At 70.3% G+C, this 15,224-nt stretch carries 17 protein-coding genes; 9 read left to right on the top strand and 8 right to left on the bottom strand.

Annotated features, from left to right (window positions below; translation table 11 throughout):
- Positions 1-11: 11 nt before the first annotated feature.
- The 3 genes from ASG17_RS08825 to ASG17_RS08835 are packed head-to-tail and all read left to right on the top strand — an operon-like array spanning position 12 to position 2,266.
- A complete protein-coding gene (locus ASG17_RS08825; RefSeq protein WP_056101941.1) occupies positions 12-542 on the top strand; it encodes a dihydrofolate reductase family protein in 531 nt (176 codons plus the stop codon).
- Positions 539-1,585 (top strand): glycosyl hydrolase family 18 protein, encoded by a 1,047-nt coding sequence (locus tag ASG17_RS08830; protein WP_056101943.1) that lies wholly within the window; start codon positions 539-541, stop codon positions 1,583-1,585. Before ASG17_RS08825 ends, ASG17_RS08830 begins: the two co-directional genes overlap by 4 nt.
- 6 nt (positions 1,586-1,591) lie before the next feature.
- The gene (locus ASG17_RS08835) at positions 1,592-2,266 is read left to right on the top strand and encodes a hypothetical protein (RefSeq protein ID WP_156367783.1); all 675 of its coding nucleotides are present in this window, start codon (positions 1,592-1,594) and stop codon (positions 2,264-2,266) included.
- Positions 2,267-2,277: 11 nt separating this feature from the next.
- Here the strand turns inward: ASG17_RS08835 and ASG17_RS08840 are convergent, their stop codons facing one another.
- Entirely contained in the window at positions 2,278-2,694 is a 417-nt protein-coding gene (locus ASG17_RS08840; protein WP_056101949.1) for an MliC family protein, read from the bottom strand.
- Between the two features lie 98 nt (positions 2,695-2,792).
- Entirely contained in the window at positions 2,793-3,251 is a 459-nt protein-coding gene (locus ASG17_RS08845; RefSeq protein WP_056101951.1) for a nucleoside deaminase, read from the bottom strand.
- 12 nt (positions 3,252-3,263) lie between these two features.
- Between ASG17_RS08845 and ASG17_RS08850 the strand changes: the two genes are divergently transcribed.
- The 3 genes from ASG17_RS08850 to ASG17_RS08860 all read left to right on the top strand — a co-directional run bounded on the left by ASG17_RS08850 (position 3,264) and on the right by ASG17_RS08860 (position 6,447).
- A complete protein-coding gene (locus ASG17_RS08850) occupies positions 3,264-4,868 on the top strand; it encodes a pseudouridine synthase (RefSeq protein WP_056103335.1) in 1,605 nt (534 codons plus the stop codon).
- A 3-nt stretch (positions 4,869-4,871) separates the two neighbouring features.
- Positions 4,872-5,453, top strand: a complete 582-nt coding sequence (gene rsmD, locus ASG17_RS08855) for a 16S rRNA (guanine(966)-N(2))-methyltransferase RsmD (RefSeq protein WP_056101954.1) — start codon at positions 4,872-4,874, stop codon at positions 5,451-5,453.
- A 199-nt stretch (positions 5,454-5,652) separates the two neighbouring features.
- Positions 5,653-6,447 carry a MerR family transcriptional regulator gene (locus ASG17_RS08860; RefSeq protein WP_056101956.1) on the top strand — a complete coding sequence of 265 codons (795 nt, stop codon included), beginning with the start codon at positions 5,653-5,655 and terminating at the stop codon, positions 6,445-6,447.
- Here the strand turns inward: ASG17_RS08860 and ASG17_RS08865 are convergent.
- The 3 genes from ASG17_RS08865 to ASG17_RS08875 all read right to left on the bottom strand — a co-directional run bounded on the left by ASG17_RS08865 (position 6,420) and on the right by ASG17_RS08875 (position 9,680).
- Positions 6,420-6,890: a low molecular weight protein-tyrosine-phosphatase gene (locus tag ASG17_RS08865; RefSeq protein WP_056101961.1), complete on the bottom strand. Its 471-nt coding sequence runs from the start codon at positions 6,888-6,890 to the stop codon at positions 6,420-6,422. The two genes, ASG17_RS08860 and ASG17_RS08865, sit on opposite strands and share 28 nt — an antisense overlap.
- A 154-nt stretch (positions 6,891-7,044) precedes the next feature.
- Positions 7,045-8,892: a DNA mismatch repair endonuclease MutL gene (gene mutL / locus ASG17_RS08870; protein WP_056101964.1), complete on the bottom strand. Its 1,848-nt coding sequence runs from the start codon at positions 8,890-8,892 to the stop codon at positions 7,045-7,047.
- A 32-nt stretch (positions 8,893-8,924) separates the two neighbouring features.
- Positions 8,925-9,680 carry a pseudouridine synthase gene (locus tag ASG17_RS08875; RefSeq protein ID WP_056101967.1) on the bottom strand — a complete coding sequence of 252 codons (756 nt, stop codon included), beginning with the start codon at positions 9,678-9,680 and terminating at the stop codon, positions 8,925-8,927.
- 276 nt (positions 9,681-9,956) lie between these two features.
- Here ASG17_RS08875 and ASG17_RS08880 point away from each other — a divergent pair, with 276 nt between their 5' ends.
- Positions 9,957-10,964, top strand: a complete 1,008-nt coding sequence (locus ASG17_RS08880; RefSeq protein ID WP_056101969.1) for an FAD-binding oxidoreductase — start codon at positions 9,957-9,959, stop codon at positions 10,962-10,964.
- On the opposite strand, the gene ASG17_RS08885 is transcribed toward ASG17_RS08880, so the two are convergent.
- Entirely contained in the window at positions 10,948-11,676 is a 729-nt protein-coding gene (locus ASG17_RS08885; protein WP_056101972.1) for a TonB family protein, read from the bottom strand. The genes ASG17_RS08880 and ASG17_RS08885 overlap by 17 nt on opposite strands.
- A 103-nt stretch (positions 11,677-11,779) precedes the next feature.
- Here ASG17_RS08885 and ASG17_RS08890 point away from each other — a divergent pair, with 103 nt between their 5' ends.
- Both ASG17_RS08890 and ASG17_RS08895 read left to right on the top strand, forming a co-directional pair.
- Positions 11,780-12,592 carry a transglycosylase SLT domain-containing protein gene (locus ASG17_RS08890; RefSeq protein WP_369796678.1) on the top strand — a complete coding sequence of 271 codons (813 nt, stop codon included), beginning with the start codon at positions 11,780-11,782 and terminating at the stop codon, positions 12,590-12,592.
- Positions 12,593-12,672: 80 nt separating this feature from the next.
- Positions 12,673-13,818, top strand: coding sequence for a DUF2336 domain-containing protein (locus ASG17_RS08895; protein ID WP_056101975.1), 1,146 nt, complete (start codon positions 12,673-12,675; stop codon positions 13,816-13,818).
- Between the two features lie 64 nt (positions 13,819-13,882).
- On the opposite strand, the gene ASG17_RS08900 is transcribed toward ASG17_RS08895, so the two are convergent.
- Together ASG17_RS08900 and ASG17_RS08905 are read right to left on the bottom strand one after the other, a co-directional pair.
- Positions 13,883-14,353 carry a histidine phosphotransferase gene (locus ASG17_RS08900; protein ID WP_056101977.1) on the bottom strand — a complete coding sequence of 157 codons (471 nt, stop codon included), beginning with the start codon at positions 14,351-14,353 and terminating at the stop codon, positions 13,883-13,885.
- Between the two features lie 63 nt (positions 14,354-14,416).
- On the bottom strand, positions 14,417-15,187 hold the full coding sequence (locus tag ASG17_RS08905; RefSeq protein WP_056101980.1) for an NAD kinase: 771 nt from the start codon (positions 15,185-15,187) through the stop codon (positions 14,417-14,419).
- Between the last annotated feature and the right edge of the window lie 37 nt (positions 15,188-15,224).

The following is a 15,224-nucleotide window of genomic DNA, read 5'->3' on the forward strand; positions in this document are numbered from 1 at the left end:
GAGGAGCAGGCATGGCGCGGCTGATGTTCGGACTGAACCAGTCTCTGGATGGCTACATCGACCACACGTCGTTCGCGCCGGAGCCGGCGATGTTCGACTACTTCGTCGAGGACATGAAGGCGCTCAGCGGCAGCCTCTATGGCCGCCGGATGTACGAGGTCATGCGCTACTGGGACGATGACCAGCCGGATTGGGACGAACCCCGACGCGCCTTCGCCCGGGCCTGGCGCAAGCAGCCGAAATGGGTCGTGTCGCGCACGCTGAAAGAGGTCGGGCCCAATGCGACCCTGATCTCCGAAGACATCGAGGCCGCGGTGGCCGAGGTGAAGGCCGACGTCGAAGGCGTCATGGAGGTGGCGGGGCCGGAGCTGGCCGCCAGCCTTTTCCACACCGGCCTGATCGACGAATACCGCATCTATCTGCACCCCGCCGTGGTGGGCGCGGGCAAGCCCTTCTTCGCCGCCACCCCGCCCCCGCTGACCCTTCTGGCCGTCGACCGTATCGGCGAACAGGCCGTCCGACTTAGGTATGTCCCCGCATGATCGCCAAACTGCTGAAGCGCCTCGCCGCGCCCCTGATCCTGATGCCGGCTCTGGCCGGAGGCGTCGCCCACGCGGCCGACCGGCCCGTCCTGGTCGGCTATATCCAGACATCGCATATCGCCGAGAGGCTGCCGCGCATCGACCTGGCCGCCTACACCCACATCAACATCGCCTTCGCCAATCCGGACGCGACCGGCGCCCTGGTGGCGGCTGACGGCAAGATGACCTGCATGAGCAGCGTGCAGGAAGGGCTAGCCGGCTCGCTGGAGGATATCCGGGCCGCCGTCGCGGCCGGTCACGCGGCGGGCGCCAAGGTGTCGATCTCGCTGGGCGGCGGCTGGATCCCGACCTGTTCGGGGAACTGGGCGACCCTGCTGGACGAGCCGATGCGGGATACGGTCGTAAGGGCGCTGGTCGATCTGGTGGAGCGTACCGGGCTGGACGGCGTCGACGTCGACATCGAGGGCGCGCTGCTGACCCAGATCGATGAGGCGGGCGACTACACGCCCTTCATCGCCGCGCTCAGCGCCGAGCTGAAGGCGCGTGGCAAGCTGCTGACCTGCGCCACCGCGTCGTACGAGGGCGGCATGATCCCGGTCTCGTCCATCCCCTATTTCGACCTGGTCAACGTCATGGCCTACGACGCGGTCGGGACCTGGTGGGGCGAGCCGGGCGACGAGCACTCGCCCTATTCGCAGGCCGAGGCCGACATGGCCCTGTGGCGCGCGCGGGGCGTGGCCAAGGACCGGCTGGTGCTGGGCGTGCCCTTCTACGGCTATGGCTTCGGCGCGCTGAAGGACGGCTATGACTACCGCGAGATCGCCGCGCGCTTTGGCGATCGGATGGAGGGCGACGTGGTCGGTCAGCGCTGCGCCACGTGCGACTACATCACCTTCAACGGCGTCGAGACCCTGCGGCGGAAGGCGCGCCTGGCGATGGAGCAGGGCGCCGGGGTGATGGTCTGGGAGATTTCGCAGGACACCGACGAGGGGCTGCTGCTGCGGACGCTGAGGGAAGGTCTCGGCGTCGCGATTGCGCCGTAGCTGGTCATGCGGGCACTCGTTGGGGCTTTGGTTCTGATGGTCGGCGCCTCGGCCGCGACTCCGCTGGACCGCACGCCGCCGCAACTGCCGGGTCTGGGCTGTCCCTCATTCGATCAGGTGGATCGAAGGTTCTCACCCGTTCGGATCGACGACTACGAAGACGCGCTCCGCTTTGATGATGTCTGGCGACGCTGGGCGGCGGGCGAACTGCCGCCGGCTGTGCAGGCCGCTCGCCCGGACGTCTTCATCCACATTCTGGCTAGCGCCCCGTCGCTTTCAACCGATGTCGGACATGAGCTTGTCGCACGTCGTTTCGGCGATGCCTGGGAACTGTCGATCCGCACGAGCTACGAGGCGGGGCGCTTCGGGCCATGGCGACGCGCGAGTCTGCCGACGGAAGCAGGAGCGAAGGTGAACGCGGTTCTGGACGACGCCTGTCTGTGGTCCGCGCCTCGCTTTCTGGAAACCTACACCCGGCTGAAGAACGGCCGGACCGTGATGGTGACCGATGGGCCCATGACCTACTACGACGTTCGCGTGGGCGGGCGACGGTGGGGTGGCTTGCACCTGTCGAGGCAAGTCTCGCCGCCGTGGCGATTGCGCTCCGTACTGGTCGATGGCGTCACGGGAAGCCAGTCTTGGCCGGCGCCGGACATCGGCTCAGCCGAGTCTACGCTGTGACTTGAACGCGGTCAGTCCACCGCCCGGCAGTCTGTCGGTTCCCGCCCGTCGGCGGTCCAGGTGGCCATGACGCCCTTGCCGCGGAGCTCGTAGCCGGAGGCGCGGTACCAGATGCCGTCGGCGGCGCGTTCCTGAAACAGGTCGGTCGCTTCGCCGTTCGAGTTGCGGACGGTCGCCATCTGGCGCGGGTTGTCGAAGTCGACCGACAGTCGCTCGCCGTTGTTGCACAGGTAGACGGCGCGGATGACGCGGTTCAGGGCGCGGTCCTGCTGCTCTGCGCCGGTGCGACGGCGCGCGGTCTGGGCTTCTATGGCGCGCGCCTTCACCTCGTCGCCTGACGTCGGCGCGTCGGCAGGCTTCTGGCTGCAGGCGGCGCCCAGAAGGATGAGACCGACGACGCCAATGGCGCAGGGCGTGACCGTCCTCATCGAATGAGGATCATCCAGGTGGTCATTCCCAGGATGGCGAGGGCGAAGAGAGCGTGTTTCATGTCGGAGCCTGGGCCACGGGGTGGCGACTGGTCCGGTTAACGTCGGCTGGACGACACCGTTCCGCGACGGGCGCGAAAGAAGCCCTTCAGCATGTCGGACGCGGCCTCGGCCTCGACGCCGCCTTCGACCTGGGGCCGCCAGTGACAGGTCGGCTGTTCGAACAGGCGGGGACCATGCACGACGGCGCCGCCCTTGGGGTCGTCGGCGGCCCAGACCACGCGGGCGATCCGGGCGTGGCTGATGGCCCCGGCGCACATGGCGCACGGCTCCAGCGTCGCATAGAGGGTCAGGCCGCCCAGCCGGTAGTTGCCGCGCGCAGACGCCGCCTGACGCAGGGCCAGAATCTCTGCGTGGGCTGTGGGATCGGAGCGGTCGATGGGGGCGTTGGCGCCCGCTCCGACCACCTCTCCGGTCGCCTCATCGACCACGACGGCGCCCACGGGAACCTCTCCGAGGTCCGCCGCCGCTTGCGCGAGGTCGAGCGCCATGCGCATGAACCGCAAATCATGGTCCGCCATACAGACGACAACGACAAGAAGCCCCGCCCGCGTCAAGCCGGCCCCCGCTCTGACAGCGACCGGGGCCCGCCCCGTGAGCGCTCCGGCCCCCGTACGGCCGGAAAGCCCGGCGGCAAACCGGGCGGCAAGCCCGGCGAAGCCTCGACTGAGGCCAAGGCGCCGCTACGCCCCGAGCGAATCGCCAAGGCCATGGCCCGCGCCGGCATCGCCTCGCGCCGCGAGGTCGAGCGGCTGATTGGGCTGGGGAAAGTGGCGGTGAACGGCCGCATCCTGGACACGGCCGCGACGCTGGTGACGCGCGACGATGTGATCACCGTGGGCGGCAAGCCGATCGGCGCGGCCCAGGCGACGCGCGTCTGGCGCTATCACAAGCCCGCCGGCCTCTTGACCAGCCACAACGATCCGGCCGGTCGCCCGACGGTGTTCGACGCCCTGCCGGCCGGTCTGCCGCGCGTGATCTCGGTCGGGCGCCTCGACCTGAACACCGAGGGCCTGCTGCTGCTGACCAACGACGGCGAGCTGAGCCGCGCGCTGGAACTGCCGGACACGGCCCTGGTGCGCCAGTACCGGGCCCGCGCCCGCGGCCGGGTCACCCAGGACGAGCTGGACAAGCTGAAGACCGGCCTGACGGTCGACGGCGTCCATTACGGGCCCATCGAGGCCACGCTGGACAAGGCCAAGGACACGCCCGGCGGCGAGCGCGGTCCCGCCAACCTGTGGATCAGCGTCTCCATCACCGAGGGCAAGAACCGCGAGGTCAGGAAGGTGCTGGAGAGCATTGGCCTGACGGTCAATCGCCTGATCCGCCTGGCCTACGGCCCGTTCCAGCTGGGCACCCTGCCGCTCGGTTCGGTCGAGGAAGTCGGGCCGCGCGTGATCCGCGAGATGCTGGCCGACCACATCCGGCCCGAGAACCTGCCGACCGGAAACAGCGTCGAGACGCCCGCGCCCATCCCCGGCCGCCGTTCGTCCAGCCCGGTGGTGCGCGGCGCCTCCGGTTCGGCGATGTCCGACCCCTCGCGCAAGCCCAGCCGCACCCGCGCCGCCGAGGCGGCCCAAGCCGACGCCATCGATCGCCGCGAACGCCCGCCCAAGAAGGAGGGCTGGGCCAAGACCGCGCCGCGCGACGAACATCCGAAGCGCACCTTCAAGCCGCGCGAACGCACCGCCGCGCGCGACGACTTCCGCTCCGCCGGCCCGGCCTCGGATCGGCCCGCCCGCACCTACAAGCCGCGCGACGCCGAGGGCGGCGACCGCCCTAAGCGCACCTATACGCCCCGCGATGGCGCGCCGCGTTCCGACGGCGACCGACCGAAGCGTGACTTCAAGCCGCGTGCGGACGGCGACCGTCCGGCGCGGGCCTATAAGCCGCGCGAGGCGGGCGCGGATGGCGATCGGCCGAAGCGCGCCTATGCGCCGCGTGACGGCGCGGCGCCGCGAACCAATGACGACCGGCCCAAGCGCGACTTCAAACCCCGCAGCGAGAGCCCGCCGCGCGGCGCCGGCGCCTTCAAGGGCAGCAAGCCCGGCCGTAGTAGTCCTTCGGGCGGCCCCCGCAGCGGTCCGAAAGGCCCGCCGCGCGGTTCGCGCTGATCCATGCGAATCGTCGCCGGGCGGCTGAAGGGCCGCGCCATCGTCGCGCCTGACGGGCAGGGCACGCGCCCGACGTCGGACCGCGCGCGTCAGGCCGTGTTCAATGTGCTGGAGCACGCCGCCTGGGCCGAGCCGCTGGATGGCGCGCGGGTCATCGACCTGTTCGCGGGTTCGGGCGCCCTGGGCTTCGAGGCGATGAGCCGGGGCGCCGCCTTCTGCCTGTTCGTCGAGACCGATGACGGCGCGCGCGGCGCCATCCGCGAGAACGCCGACGCCTATGGGGTCATGGGCGCGACCCGCGTGCATCGGCGCAGCGCCGTTGACCTGGGCGTGCGGCCGGGTTCGGCGGGCGAGGCCTTCGACCTCGCCTTCCTCGACCCGCCGTACGGCAAGGGGCTGGGTGAACAGGCGCTTGCTCGGCTTCTGGAAGGCAACTGGCTCAAGCCCGGCGCCCTGGTCGTATTCGAACGCGGCTCGGGCGAACCGGAGGTCGAGACGCCCGGGTATGAGCGGCTGGATGCGCGCGAGTATGGAGCGGCGCAGGTATTGTTTCTCAAGACCTTAGCCAAGCCTCCTCTGACCTGAGCGAAGGACCGGGAGACCGGCGCCTGGAGATTGGACTCTCCAAAAACAGAGCCCAGTGGTGCAATTCTCTCGCCCAGATCCCTTTCTGCCGGGCCAGCGCGACCGGATCGCACCCTAACGCACGCGTGCGACAGGATCGGGCGCGTGTGGTCGCAAAGCCGCTTGACCCTGACGCGGCGTCAGGCCCGATAGGGCGTCCATGCGGAACGACGCGCGCTTCAGAACCTATACCGTCAGCCAGCTGGCGCGGCTGTCCGGGACCTCGGTCCGGACGCTGCATCACTATGACGAGATCGGCCTGCTGAAGCCCGCGTCGGTCGGCGATAACGGATACCGCTACTACGGCCGCCAGGAGCTGCTGCGTCTGCAGTCGATTCTGCTGCACCGGGAGTTCGGCCTGGCGCTCCATGAGATCGCCGCGCTGCTCGACCGGGCCGAAGGCGACCGCGTCCAGGCCCTGCGCGAGCAGCGCGCCCGGGTCGCGGCCGAGGCGGACCGCTATCGCCGACTGGCCCGGACGATCGACCGCACGATCGCCGAACTGGAAGGACGAGCTGCCGTCATGGACACCCAACTCTACGCCGGGCTGACCCCGGAAATGCAGGCCGATTACGAGGCCTGGATCATCGACAAATACGGCGACGAAACCCGCCCGCACATCGAGGCGGGCCGAGACGCGATGAAGGCCATGTCGCTGGACCAGAAGTCGGACTGGATGGCCGAGATCGCCGATCTGGAGGCCGACTTCGCCCGCGCCATGCAGGGCGGCATCTCGGCCGACGACCCCGTGCTGGACCCGATCCTGAAGCGGCATCACGCCTGGGTCGCCCGCACGTGGAAGTCGCCGCCGACGGCCGCCGCCTATGCGGGCTTGGGCGACCTCTACACCACCAACCCCGACTTCAAGGCGCGATACGAGGCGATGCGGTCGGGGCTGGCGGACTGGATGGCCGCGGCGATGGCCGGCTACGCGACGCGCGCTCTCAAAGCCTGAACCAGACCGACGGCGCCGGCCGAGACATCCGCCAAAGTCGTCTCGAAGCCGGCGTCGTCGCCATAATAGGGATCGGCCACCGCCTGGCCCTCGCGGCCGGGCGCGTGGTCCAGCATCAGGCTGAGGCTCGCCGTCGCATCGGCGGGTTTCAGCTTCTTCAGGTCGCGCAGGTTCTGCTCGTCCAGCGCCACGATGTGGGTGAACCGGCGGAAGTCCGCCGTGGTCACCTGCCGCCCGCGATAGCCCGAGATGTCGATGCCATGCCGCAGAGCCGTCGCCTGCGCCCTACGGTCCGGCGGATCACCCGCATGCCACCCGCCGGTCCCGGCGGAGTCGATCTCGACATCGAGGCGAACGCGCTGAGCCTCCGCGCGGAAGGCGGCCTCCGCGAGAGGTGAGCGACAGATGTTGCCGAGGCAGACGAAGAGGACGGAGGGGGTCAATCTCTTATTCCGCTCATCCCGGCGGAAGCCGGGATCCAGTTCTTTGGGTGATGTGTGGTTTGCATTGCGGTTCTGCCATCCGTCCAAGACAATGCTCTGCAGCAGGACTGGGTCCCGGCTTCCGCCGGGATGAGCGGAGAGAGGGGGTGTTGGCTCACCGCCGACCGAACAGCCTTTCCAGGTCGTGCAGCTTCAGCTCCACATAGGTCGGGCGGCCGTGGTTGCATTGGCCGGAGTGGGGCGTGGCTTCCATCTGGCGGAGGAGGGCGTTCATCTCCGGCGCTGACAGGACGCGGCCCGCGCGGACGGAACCGTGACAGGCCATGGTGCCGCAGACGTCGCCGAGACGCTCGGACAGGGCCAGGGCCGCGCCGTGTTCTGCGATGTCGTCGGCGATGTCGCGGACCAGGCCCTGTACGTCCGTGTCGCCGAGCAGGGCCGGTGTTTCGCGCACCAGAACCGCCCCGCCACCGAACGGCTCGACGATCAGGCCCAGCTCGGCCAGTTCGGGCGCGCGGGCCGCGACGCGGTCGGCGTCGGCGGGGTCTAGCTCGACTACCTCGGGGGTCAGCAGGGCCTGGCGGGTGACGGCGCCCTTGGCCATCTGGACCTTCATCGTCTCATAGACGAGGCGCTCGTGCGCCGCGTGCTGGTCCACCACCACCAGGCCGTCGCGCGTCTGGGCGACGATGTAGGTGCCGTGCAACTGGGCCCGCGCGGCGCCCAGCGGGAAGTCCATCAGGTCCGCGACGGGTGGGGTGCCGGGCGCATAGGCCGCAGGCTCCGGCGCCTCCCAGCCGCCCTCGACCCGAACCGAACGCTCGTTCAGGCCCGGCAAGGTCCCGGTGCCCACGGCGGGCGTCCAGCCGGTCCACCCACTGTAGCCGGTGGCCGACGGCGGCGCGGAATGGGCCGGCCACGACGGAGCCGCCGCATGCGCGGTGAACCCAGCCATGGCGTCGGCCGCCACCGTGGTCGAGGCGCGGTGGCCCGCCGCCGCCAGGGCGTGGCGCAGGCCGCCGACAATCAGGCCCCGGATCAGGGCCGGGTCGCGGAAGCGGACCTCGGCCTTGGCCGGATGCACGTTCACATCGACCATCAGCGGGTCCAGGTCGATGAACAGGGCCGCCGCCGGATGCCGGTCGCGCGCGAGAAAATCGGCGTAGGCGCCGCGCAGCGCCCCCTGCAGCAGCCGGTCGCGCACCGGGCGGCCGTTGACGAACAGATACTGGTGCTGGGCGTTGCCGCGCGAATAGGTCGGCAGGCCCGCATAGCCCGACAGCCGAACGCCGTCCCGCGTCTGGTCGATCAGCAGGGCGTTGGCCTCGAAGTCGCGGCCCAGCAAGGCAGACAGCCGCCGCAGCCGCCCTTCGTCGCCCTCGGCTTCGGCGGGCAGACGCAGGACCGAGCGGCCGTCGATCTCCAGCGAGAAGGCTGTGGCCTCATGCGCCATGGCCTGGCGCTTGATCTCCTCGGCGATGGCCATGGCCTCCGACCGCTCGGACTTCATGAATTTCAGGCGGGCGGGCGTGGCGTAGAACAGGTCGCGCACCTCGACCTGCGTGCCGTGCGGCCCGGCGAAGGCGGCGGGGCCGATGGGCGCCATCGCGCCGCCGTCGACCCGGATGGTGCGGCCCTCCTGCCCCGCCGGTCGACTGGTGATGCTGAGCCGCGCGACCGACCCGATGGAGGGCAGGGCCTCGCCCCGAAAGCCGAGCGTGCCGATGCGCAGCAGGTCCACGTCGCCCGCGTCGTCGGCCTCCAGCTTGGACGTGGCGTGCCGCTCGACCGCCAGCGGCAGTTCGGCCTCGGGGATGCCGTGGCCGTCGTCCAGGATCGACAGGCGCGACAGGCCGCCGCCCTCGGCCTGGATCTCGATGCGCCGCGCCCCGGCGTCGAGCGCGTTCTCGACCAGCTCCTTGACCGCGCTGGCCGGGCGCTCGACCACCTCGCCGGCGGCGATGCGGTTGACGGTCTCGGTCGGCAGGCGGCGGATGGGCATGGGCGCAATATGGGGCCGCGGGGGCGAGTCGGTCAGCCCCCGACCAGCCTCGTCCGTTCTTCGGTCGTCAGGGCCCGCCATTGGCCCTCGTTCAGGCCCGTCAGGTTCAGCGGCCCGACCCGGATGCGCCACAGGTCCGAGACTCCCAGATCGACCAGCTCGCACATCCGCCGGATCTGCCGGTTGCGGCCTTCCTTGAGGATGAAACGCAGGCGGTTGGGCTCCATCTGCGTGACCCGCGCGGGTTTCAGCTTGCGCCCGTCCAGCTCCAGCCCGTGCCGGAGCCAGGTCAGCTTGTCCTCGGTGATGTCGCCCCGGACGCGGACCAGATATTCCTTCTCCAGGTCGCTCTCTGGCCCGATCACCGCCTTGGCCACCACCCCATCGGTGCTCATCAGCAGCAGGCCGCGCGAATCCTCGTCCAGCCGCCCGATCGGCGGGACGGCGTCGCGTCCCGGGATCGTCCCGTCACCGACCCGGTTCTCGGCGATCAGCAGTCGGGCGGCCGGCAGCTTCCCCGGCTCCGGCTGGCCCGACACATAACCCGCCGGCTTGTGCAGGATGATCGAGATGGAGGACGCCAGCGACGCCTCGGCGCGGTCGCTGAGGGTCAACGTCTGTCCGGTCAGGATCTTGCGCCCGGCGTCCAGCACCGTCTCGCCGTCGATGGAGACCAGCCCTTCAGCGATCAGCCCCTCGGCCTCGCGGCGCGAGCAGACGCCCGACTGGCCCAGCCACTTGTTGATCCGCTGCGGCTCGTCGCCGTCGTACTGGCGGGTCCAGGCCATTAGAGGGTGTGTCCGGTCATGGGCAGGGGATAGCGGCTTTCTCTTCCCTCTCCCAGAGGGAGAGGGCTTGAGCGCACGGCGGCGCAGCCGTCGTTCTGGCGCGAAAGGGTGAGGGGTGGGCGGCCAACCGGTGAGGGCGGTCCCCTCACCCTTTCGGCCAAGACACATCGCTGCGCTCTGTGGGCTCAAGCCCTCTCCCTCTGGGAGAGGGAAGGCGATTGAGCTTTTTCGCCGCGCGACCTTGCGTTTCCCGCCTACCGGTCCGATCCACCCCGCGTGACCTCCCAAGTCGACATCGCCGTCATCGGCGCCGGCGTTCTCGGCCTTGCCACCGCGGCCGAGATGACCGCGCGTGGCCACACCGTGACCGTCATCGACCCCGGCGGCGCCAACGCATCGTCGGTCGCCGCCGGCATGATCGCCCCGGCCATGGAGGCCGCTCTGGAAGGCGCTTCGCCTGAGCGTGCGGCTCTGTTCCGAAACGCCCGCGACCTGTGGCCCGCCTTCGCCGAGCGCAGTGGCATCGTCCTGACCCGAACCGGCGGCGTTTGGCTTGGCGCGGATGCGGCCGCTGTCGCCGAGCGCCTGACCGCATTGGGTTTCACTGCCACGCTGGATGGCGATCAGGTCGTCACGCCCGATGACTGGCAGGTCGCGGCTGAAGCCGCCCTCGGCCGGCTTCGTGCCTCGGTCGATGTCGTGACCGCCAACGCCAAGTCGGTTCGCGCTGATGCCCATGGCTGTACAATCGAAACCTCGACCGGCGCGATCCGCGCCACGAGCCTGGTCCTCGCCACCGGCGCCGCCGCGCCCTTGCCCGGTGCGCCCAGCGACGTCGCCGCCCGCATCGCCCAGATCGCGCCTGTCCGGGGCCAGATCGGCCGCGCGTTCGGCGCTCCCCTCGCCCAGGCGACGCGCACGACCGGTGGCTATCTTGCCCCAGCCGAGGGCGGCGCCCTGATCGGCGCGACGATGGAGACCGGCCGGACGGACCTCGCACCCGACCCGGCCGCAGCCGAGCACCTGCTTGCCTTGGCCGACCGGCTCGGCTGGGCGCCGCAGGGGCCGGTCGAGTGGCGCGTCGGCGTGCGCGGGGCGACGGCAGACGGCTTGCCGATGGCGGGTTTCGCCGCGCCGCGGCTGTGGCTGGCGCTGGCGCCGCGCCGCAATGGCTGGCTGCTGGCGCCGCTGGTGGCCCGGGTCGTGGCCGATGCGATCGAGGGCAGGACGCCGGTCGCCGACGCCGCCGCCCTCGATCCTCTCAGGTTTACTCCGGCAGGTTGAAGCGGACGCCGAAGCTGACGGTGGCGCCGTCCACCGCCTGGCCGTCGACGGTGCGGGGGTTCATGCGGAAGTAGCGCGACAGCTGCACGGCGGCCCGGCCGAAGCCGTAGCCGCCCGGCGTTTCGGACACGACCGCGCAGCCCGTCAGGCCGCCGTTGGCCGTCACCTGGCAGCGCAGGCTGGCTGAGCCCTGGATGTTCTGGCCGATGGCGCGCGAGGGGTAGGCCCGCGCCATCTGGTCGCCCGACGGCATGCGCGCCCAACTCGGGTTTGTGATCACCGAGGGCTGCGGGTCGGGCGCGGGCGCCGCGCCGGTTCCCGGCTGCGTGACTTCGGGGGCCACCGAAATCACCGGATCGCTGGTCGCCTCGCCCGGCGTCAGCGGGGGGTTCAGGGGCGAAAGCTCCGTCACCTGCTGCGGCATGGGCGTCGCGTGGATCGGCGTCGGCGGCTTGGGCGCATCCGGCGTCTGGGTCGCCGGCTTGGGCGGAATGACCGGGCGGGTCATGTCGATCTGGAAGATCGGCCCTTCGTCGATTTGAGCCGGCGGAGGGCTCTCGAACCGCTGGGCGTAGAGGGCGACGCCGATGCCGACATGCACCAGAGCGGAGACGCCGATGGCGGCCCACATCCAGCGCGGCATGGGCTTCTTGCGTTCCCCGAAGTCGATCGGGCTGATCAGGCCGGGTCCCCCGGCGGCTTGCATCATCATGGCCGAACTCTCCCTATGGGCGTTCTGGGACGACGCCCGCAAGCGAAGCTCGCGCCCAAGTTGCGGCGGGATTGCGGCGTTAACGATTCAGGTTTGATTAACCATGATCGCCGACATCTCGGGCGTCATGGCCATCAGCGCGATTCCATCGTCGGGCGGCGTCGAGGCGGCCATTCGCAGGGCCTCCCGCACGACGGGCGTCGACTTCGACTTCCTTATGAAGACGGCGCGCCGCGAGAGCGCGCTGAACCCGTCGGCCCGCGCCCGCACGTCCTCGGCCGCCGGGCTGTTCCAGTTCATCGAGCAGACCTGGCTGAGCACCGTCAAACGCCATGGCGCCCAGCACGGCTACGGCCAGTACGCCGATCTGATCCACCAGGGCTCGGACGGCCGCTGGCGGGTGGACGGCTCGGCGCGGAATGTGGTGATGGACCTGCGCTTCGACGCCGATGCCGCATCGACGATGGCGGGCGAGCTGACGGCGTCCAACGCCGCCTATCTGCGGGGCCGGACGGGGCGAGAGCCGGGCGCCGGCGACTTGTACGCCGCACACTTCCTGGGCCCGGCGGGGGCCGCCAAGCTGATGGAGGCGATGGTCAGCCGGCCGGGCTCCAGCGCCGCGTCCCTGTTCCCCGAGGCGGCCTCGGCCAACCGCTCGATCTTCTACCGTGAAGGCCGCGCCGCGACGGTGGCCGAGGTGCACGCCAATCTGCAGCGCACGGCGGGCGAAGGCGCGCCGGCCTCGGGCGCCGGATCGCCGGACGCCGTGCCCGACATGAGCGACAAGGACCGCGCCCTGGCCGCGCGTCTGGATCGCCTGAAGCAGGATCAGGCGTTGCTGCAGATGCTGCTAGGTCAGCCGGGCGAAGGGGGCCATTCCGGCGGATTCGGCGATACGTTCGTCGATCGAAGCTGACGGGCGACCGCTTAAGGTAAAGCGGCTGTTAATCTCGTCGGCGCAAGGGTCTCATGGGCTAAACCGACGAGACGATTCCCATGACCGCCTATCGCACGCGTCTGACCGAGGCGGACATCCGGCGCCTCATCAAGGCGACGGACGAGGATGAGCGCGCCGCCGCGGCCCACAAGCTGTGCCGCAACATGGACCGCGCCGACCTGACGGCCGAGGACCGCGCCGCCGCCGAGAAGATCCTGCGGGTCATGGCCGCCGACGCCGCCGAGATGGTGCGCCGGGCGATGGCGGTGACGCTGAAGGCCTCGGACCTGATCCCGCACGATGTCGCGCGCCGACTGGCCGCCGATGTCGACAGCGTGGCCCTGCCCATCATCGCCTTTTCGCCGGTCTTTTCGGACGAGGACCTGATCGAGATCGTTCGCGCCGGTTCGGCCGTGCGCCAGAGCGCCGTCGCGTCCCGCGCCCGCGTCGGCCGGGACGTGGCCGACGTGCTGGTCCGCGAGGGGGCGGAGGCCTCGGTGCGCGTGCTGGCCGCCAACGACAACGCGGACATTTCCGAAGGCTCCCTGAACATCGCCGTCGACCGGTTCGGCGAGACGCCCGAGATCGTCGCCGCCATCGCCTATCGCCAGGCTCTGCCGCTGAGCGTCACCGAGCGCCTGATCGAGATGGCCAGCGACGCCGTGCGTGAGCATCTGGCGACACGCCACGCGGTGTCGGCCGAGGCCGCCATCCGCCTGGCCCAGTTCGCGCGCGAGCGGGCGACGGTGGATCTGGTGGACCAGGCGGCGTCCAGCGCGGATCTGGGCCAGTTCGTCACCCAGCTGAACGCCCGACGCGCGCTGACGCCGTCGCTGCTGCTGCGGGCGCTGGCGCGGGGTCATGTGGAGCTGCTGGAACACGGGCTGGCCGAGCTGGCCGGGGCGCCGCATTCGCGCGTCTGGCTGATGGTGCATGACGCCGGGCCGCTGGGGCTGAAGGCCATCTATGACCGGGCCGGACTGCCGCCGCGCCTGTTCGCCGCCTTCCGCGCCGGTGTCGACACCTGGCGCGCACTGCAGGCCGAGGGTGCGGACACGACGGGCGAGGACTTCCGCCAGCAGATGCTGGAGCGCTTCCTGACCCAACGTCCCAACACGCCGCGCGAGGACTTGGCTTATCTGATGGAGCGGCTGGACCGCCCGGCGGCCACGACCTCCGCGATGGCCCGCGCCTCAGCCGCCTGATCCGCCCAATAAAAAAGGGCGGCGCCGCATCGCGACGCCGCCCGAATCTCTCGTTCAGATGGGTTCAGCCCAGGTATTCGCGGACGCGCGCTTCCAGCGTCTCGGCCAGCATGCGGCCGACGGGGTGGTCGTCAGTCTGGATCTTGTCGCGCACCACGGCGCGGATGGCGTCGATGTGTGCGTCGAGGACGACCAGCGGGGCCTGGGTGCGCTTGGCCGGATCATCCAGCATCTTGCACAGCGAACCGGCCAAGCGGGTGACCAGCGGGTATTGATAGGTGCCGCCCAGACCCTTCAGGTCGTGCGCCCGGAAATAGAGCGCCTCGGCCGTGGCGGTGTTGTAGCCCTCGGTGCGGATGGCGGCCTGGGCCGCTTCCAGCTTGGTGATCTCGTCCTGCAGCCACTGGCCGAACTGGGCCGACATGGCCTGCAGGGCGGCCTCAGCCTTGGCGATGGCGCCGGCGTCGATGCCGCCGCCGCCGACCTTGAGGCGCAGGGTGTTCGGCGGACGGATCACTTGGGCAGAACTGGTCACGAGGCAAGCTCCAGGAACAATCCTGAGGACTATGCGCGTCCGTCCTTAAGAAGGGGTGACCGGTCAGCTGGCGAATTGTTCTGACAAAACGCGCTCTTCGAACGACCGGCCGGCGTCGAACAGCATCGCGAGTTCCACGTCGCGGCGCTCGTGCACCTCCACGCAGACGACACGGCGGACCTCGAAGCTGTCAGCCGTGGCGCTGACCGGACGCTTGTCGGCCTCCAGCACGTCGAAGCGGACCTTTGAGCTCTGGGGCAGCAAGGCCCCGCGCCAGCGGCGGGGGCGGAAGGCGCTGATCGGCGTCAAGGCCAGCATCCGCGCATCCAGCGGAATGATCGGACCATGCGCCGACAGATTGTAGGCGGTCGAGCCGGCGGGCGTTGCGACCAGGCAGCCGTCGCAGGCCAGTTCCTCCATCCGCACACGGCCGTCGATGGAGATCTTCAGTTTCGCGCTCTGGCGCGTCTGGCGCAGCAGGGAGACTTCATTGATGGCCAGGCCGCTCTGGACCTGACCGCTCTCGCCCCAGGCGTCCATCTGCAGGGGATGGATGACGGCGCGGCCGGCGGCGGCGATGCGCTCGATCAGACCGGCCTCGTCGTAGTCGTTCATCAGGAACCCGACCGAGCCTCGGTTCATGCCGTAGACGGGCGTCTTGGCGCGCAGGTTGCGGTGCAGGACCTCCAGCATGAAGCCATCCCCGCCCAGGGCGACGATGACGTCGGCCTCGGTCTCGGCGACGCCGCCGTAGCGCGCTTCGAGCGTCTGACGGGCCAGCTGGGCCTCGGGACGGTCGCTGGCGACGAAGGCGAGGGTAGGGGGCGTGCTCACGCCACAGGCAAAGCCGAGCGCGGCGGGCGTGTCAAAC

Source organism: Brevundimonas sp. Leaf363, from assembly GCF_001424025.1.
GTDB lineage: Bacteria > Pseudomonadota > Alphaproteobacteria > Caulobacterales > Caulobacteraceae > Brevundimonas.

What these genes read in the sequence shown, in the direction of transcription:
- ASG17_RS08825 (WP_056101941.1), top strand. Translation starts at nt 12, where the DNA reads ATGGCGCGGCTGATGTTCGGACTGAACCAGTCTCTGGATGGCTACATC.
- ASG17_RS08830 (WP_056101943.1), top strand. Translation starts at nt 539, where the DNA reads ATGATCGCCAAACTGCTGAAGCGCCTCGCCGCGCCCCTGATCCTGATG.
- ASG17_RS08835 (WP_156367783.1), top strand. Translation starts at nt 1,592, where the DNA reads ATGCGGGCACTCGTTGGGGCTTTGGTTCTGATGGTCGGCGCCTCGGCC.
- ASG17_RS08840 (WP_056101949.1), bottom strand. Translation starts at nt 2,694, where the DNA reads ATGAGGACGGTCACGCCCTGCGCCATTGGCGTCGTCGGTCTCATCCTT.
- ASG17_RS08845 (WP_056101951.1), bottom strand. Translation starts at nt 3,251, where the DNA reads ATGCGCATGGCGCTCGACCTCGCGCAAGCGGCGGCGGACCTCGGAGAG.
- ASG17_RS08850 (WP_056103335.1), top strand. Translation starts at nt 3,264, where the DNA reads ATGGTCCGCCATACAGACGACAACGACAAGAAGCCCCGCCCGCGTCAA.
- rsmD (WP_056101954.1), top strand. Translation starts at nt 4,872, where the DNA reads ATGCGAATCGTCGCCGGGCGGCTGAAGGGCCGCGCCATCGTCGCGCCT.
- ASG17_RS08860 (WP_056101956.1), top strand. Translation starts at nt 5,653, where the DNA reads ATGCGGAACGACGCGCGCTTCAGAACCTATACCGTCAGCCAGCTGGCG.
- mutL (WP_056101964.1), bottom strand. Translation starts at nt 8,892, where the DNA reads ATGCCCATCCGCCGCCTGCCGACCGAGACCGTCAACCGCATCGCCGCC.
- ASG17_RS08875 (WP_056101967.1), bottom strand. Translation starts at nt 9,680, where the DNA reads ATGGCCTGGACCCGCCAGTACGACGGCGACGAGCCGCAGCGGATCAAC.
- ASG17_RS08885 (WP_056101972.1), bottom strand. Translation starts at nt 11,676, where the DNA reads ATGATGATGCAAGCCGCCGGGGGACCCGGCCTGATCAGCCCGATCGAC.
- ASG17_RS08890 (WP_369796678.1), top strand. Translation starts at nt 11,780, where the DNA reads ATGATCGCCGACATCTCGGGCGTCATGGCCATCAGCGCGATTCCATCG.
- ASG17_RS08895 (WP_056101975.1), top strand. Translation starts at nt 12,673, where the DNA reads ATGACCGCCTATCGCACGCGTCTGACCGAGGCGGACATCCGGCGCCTC.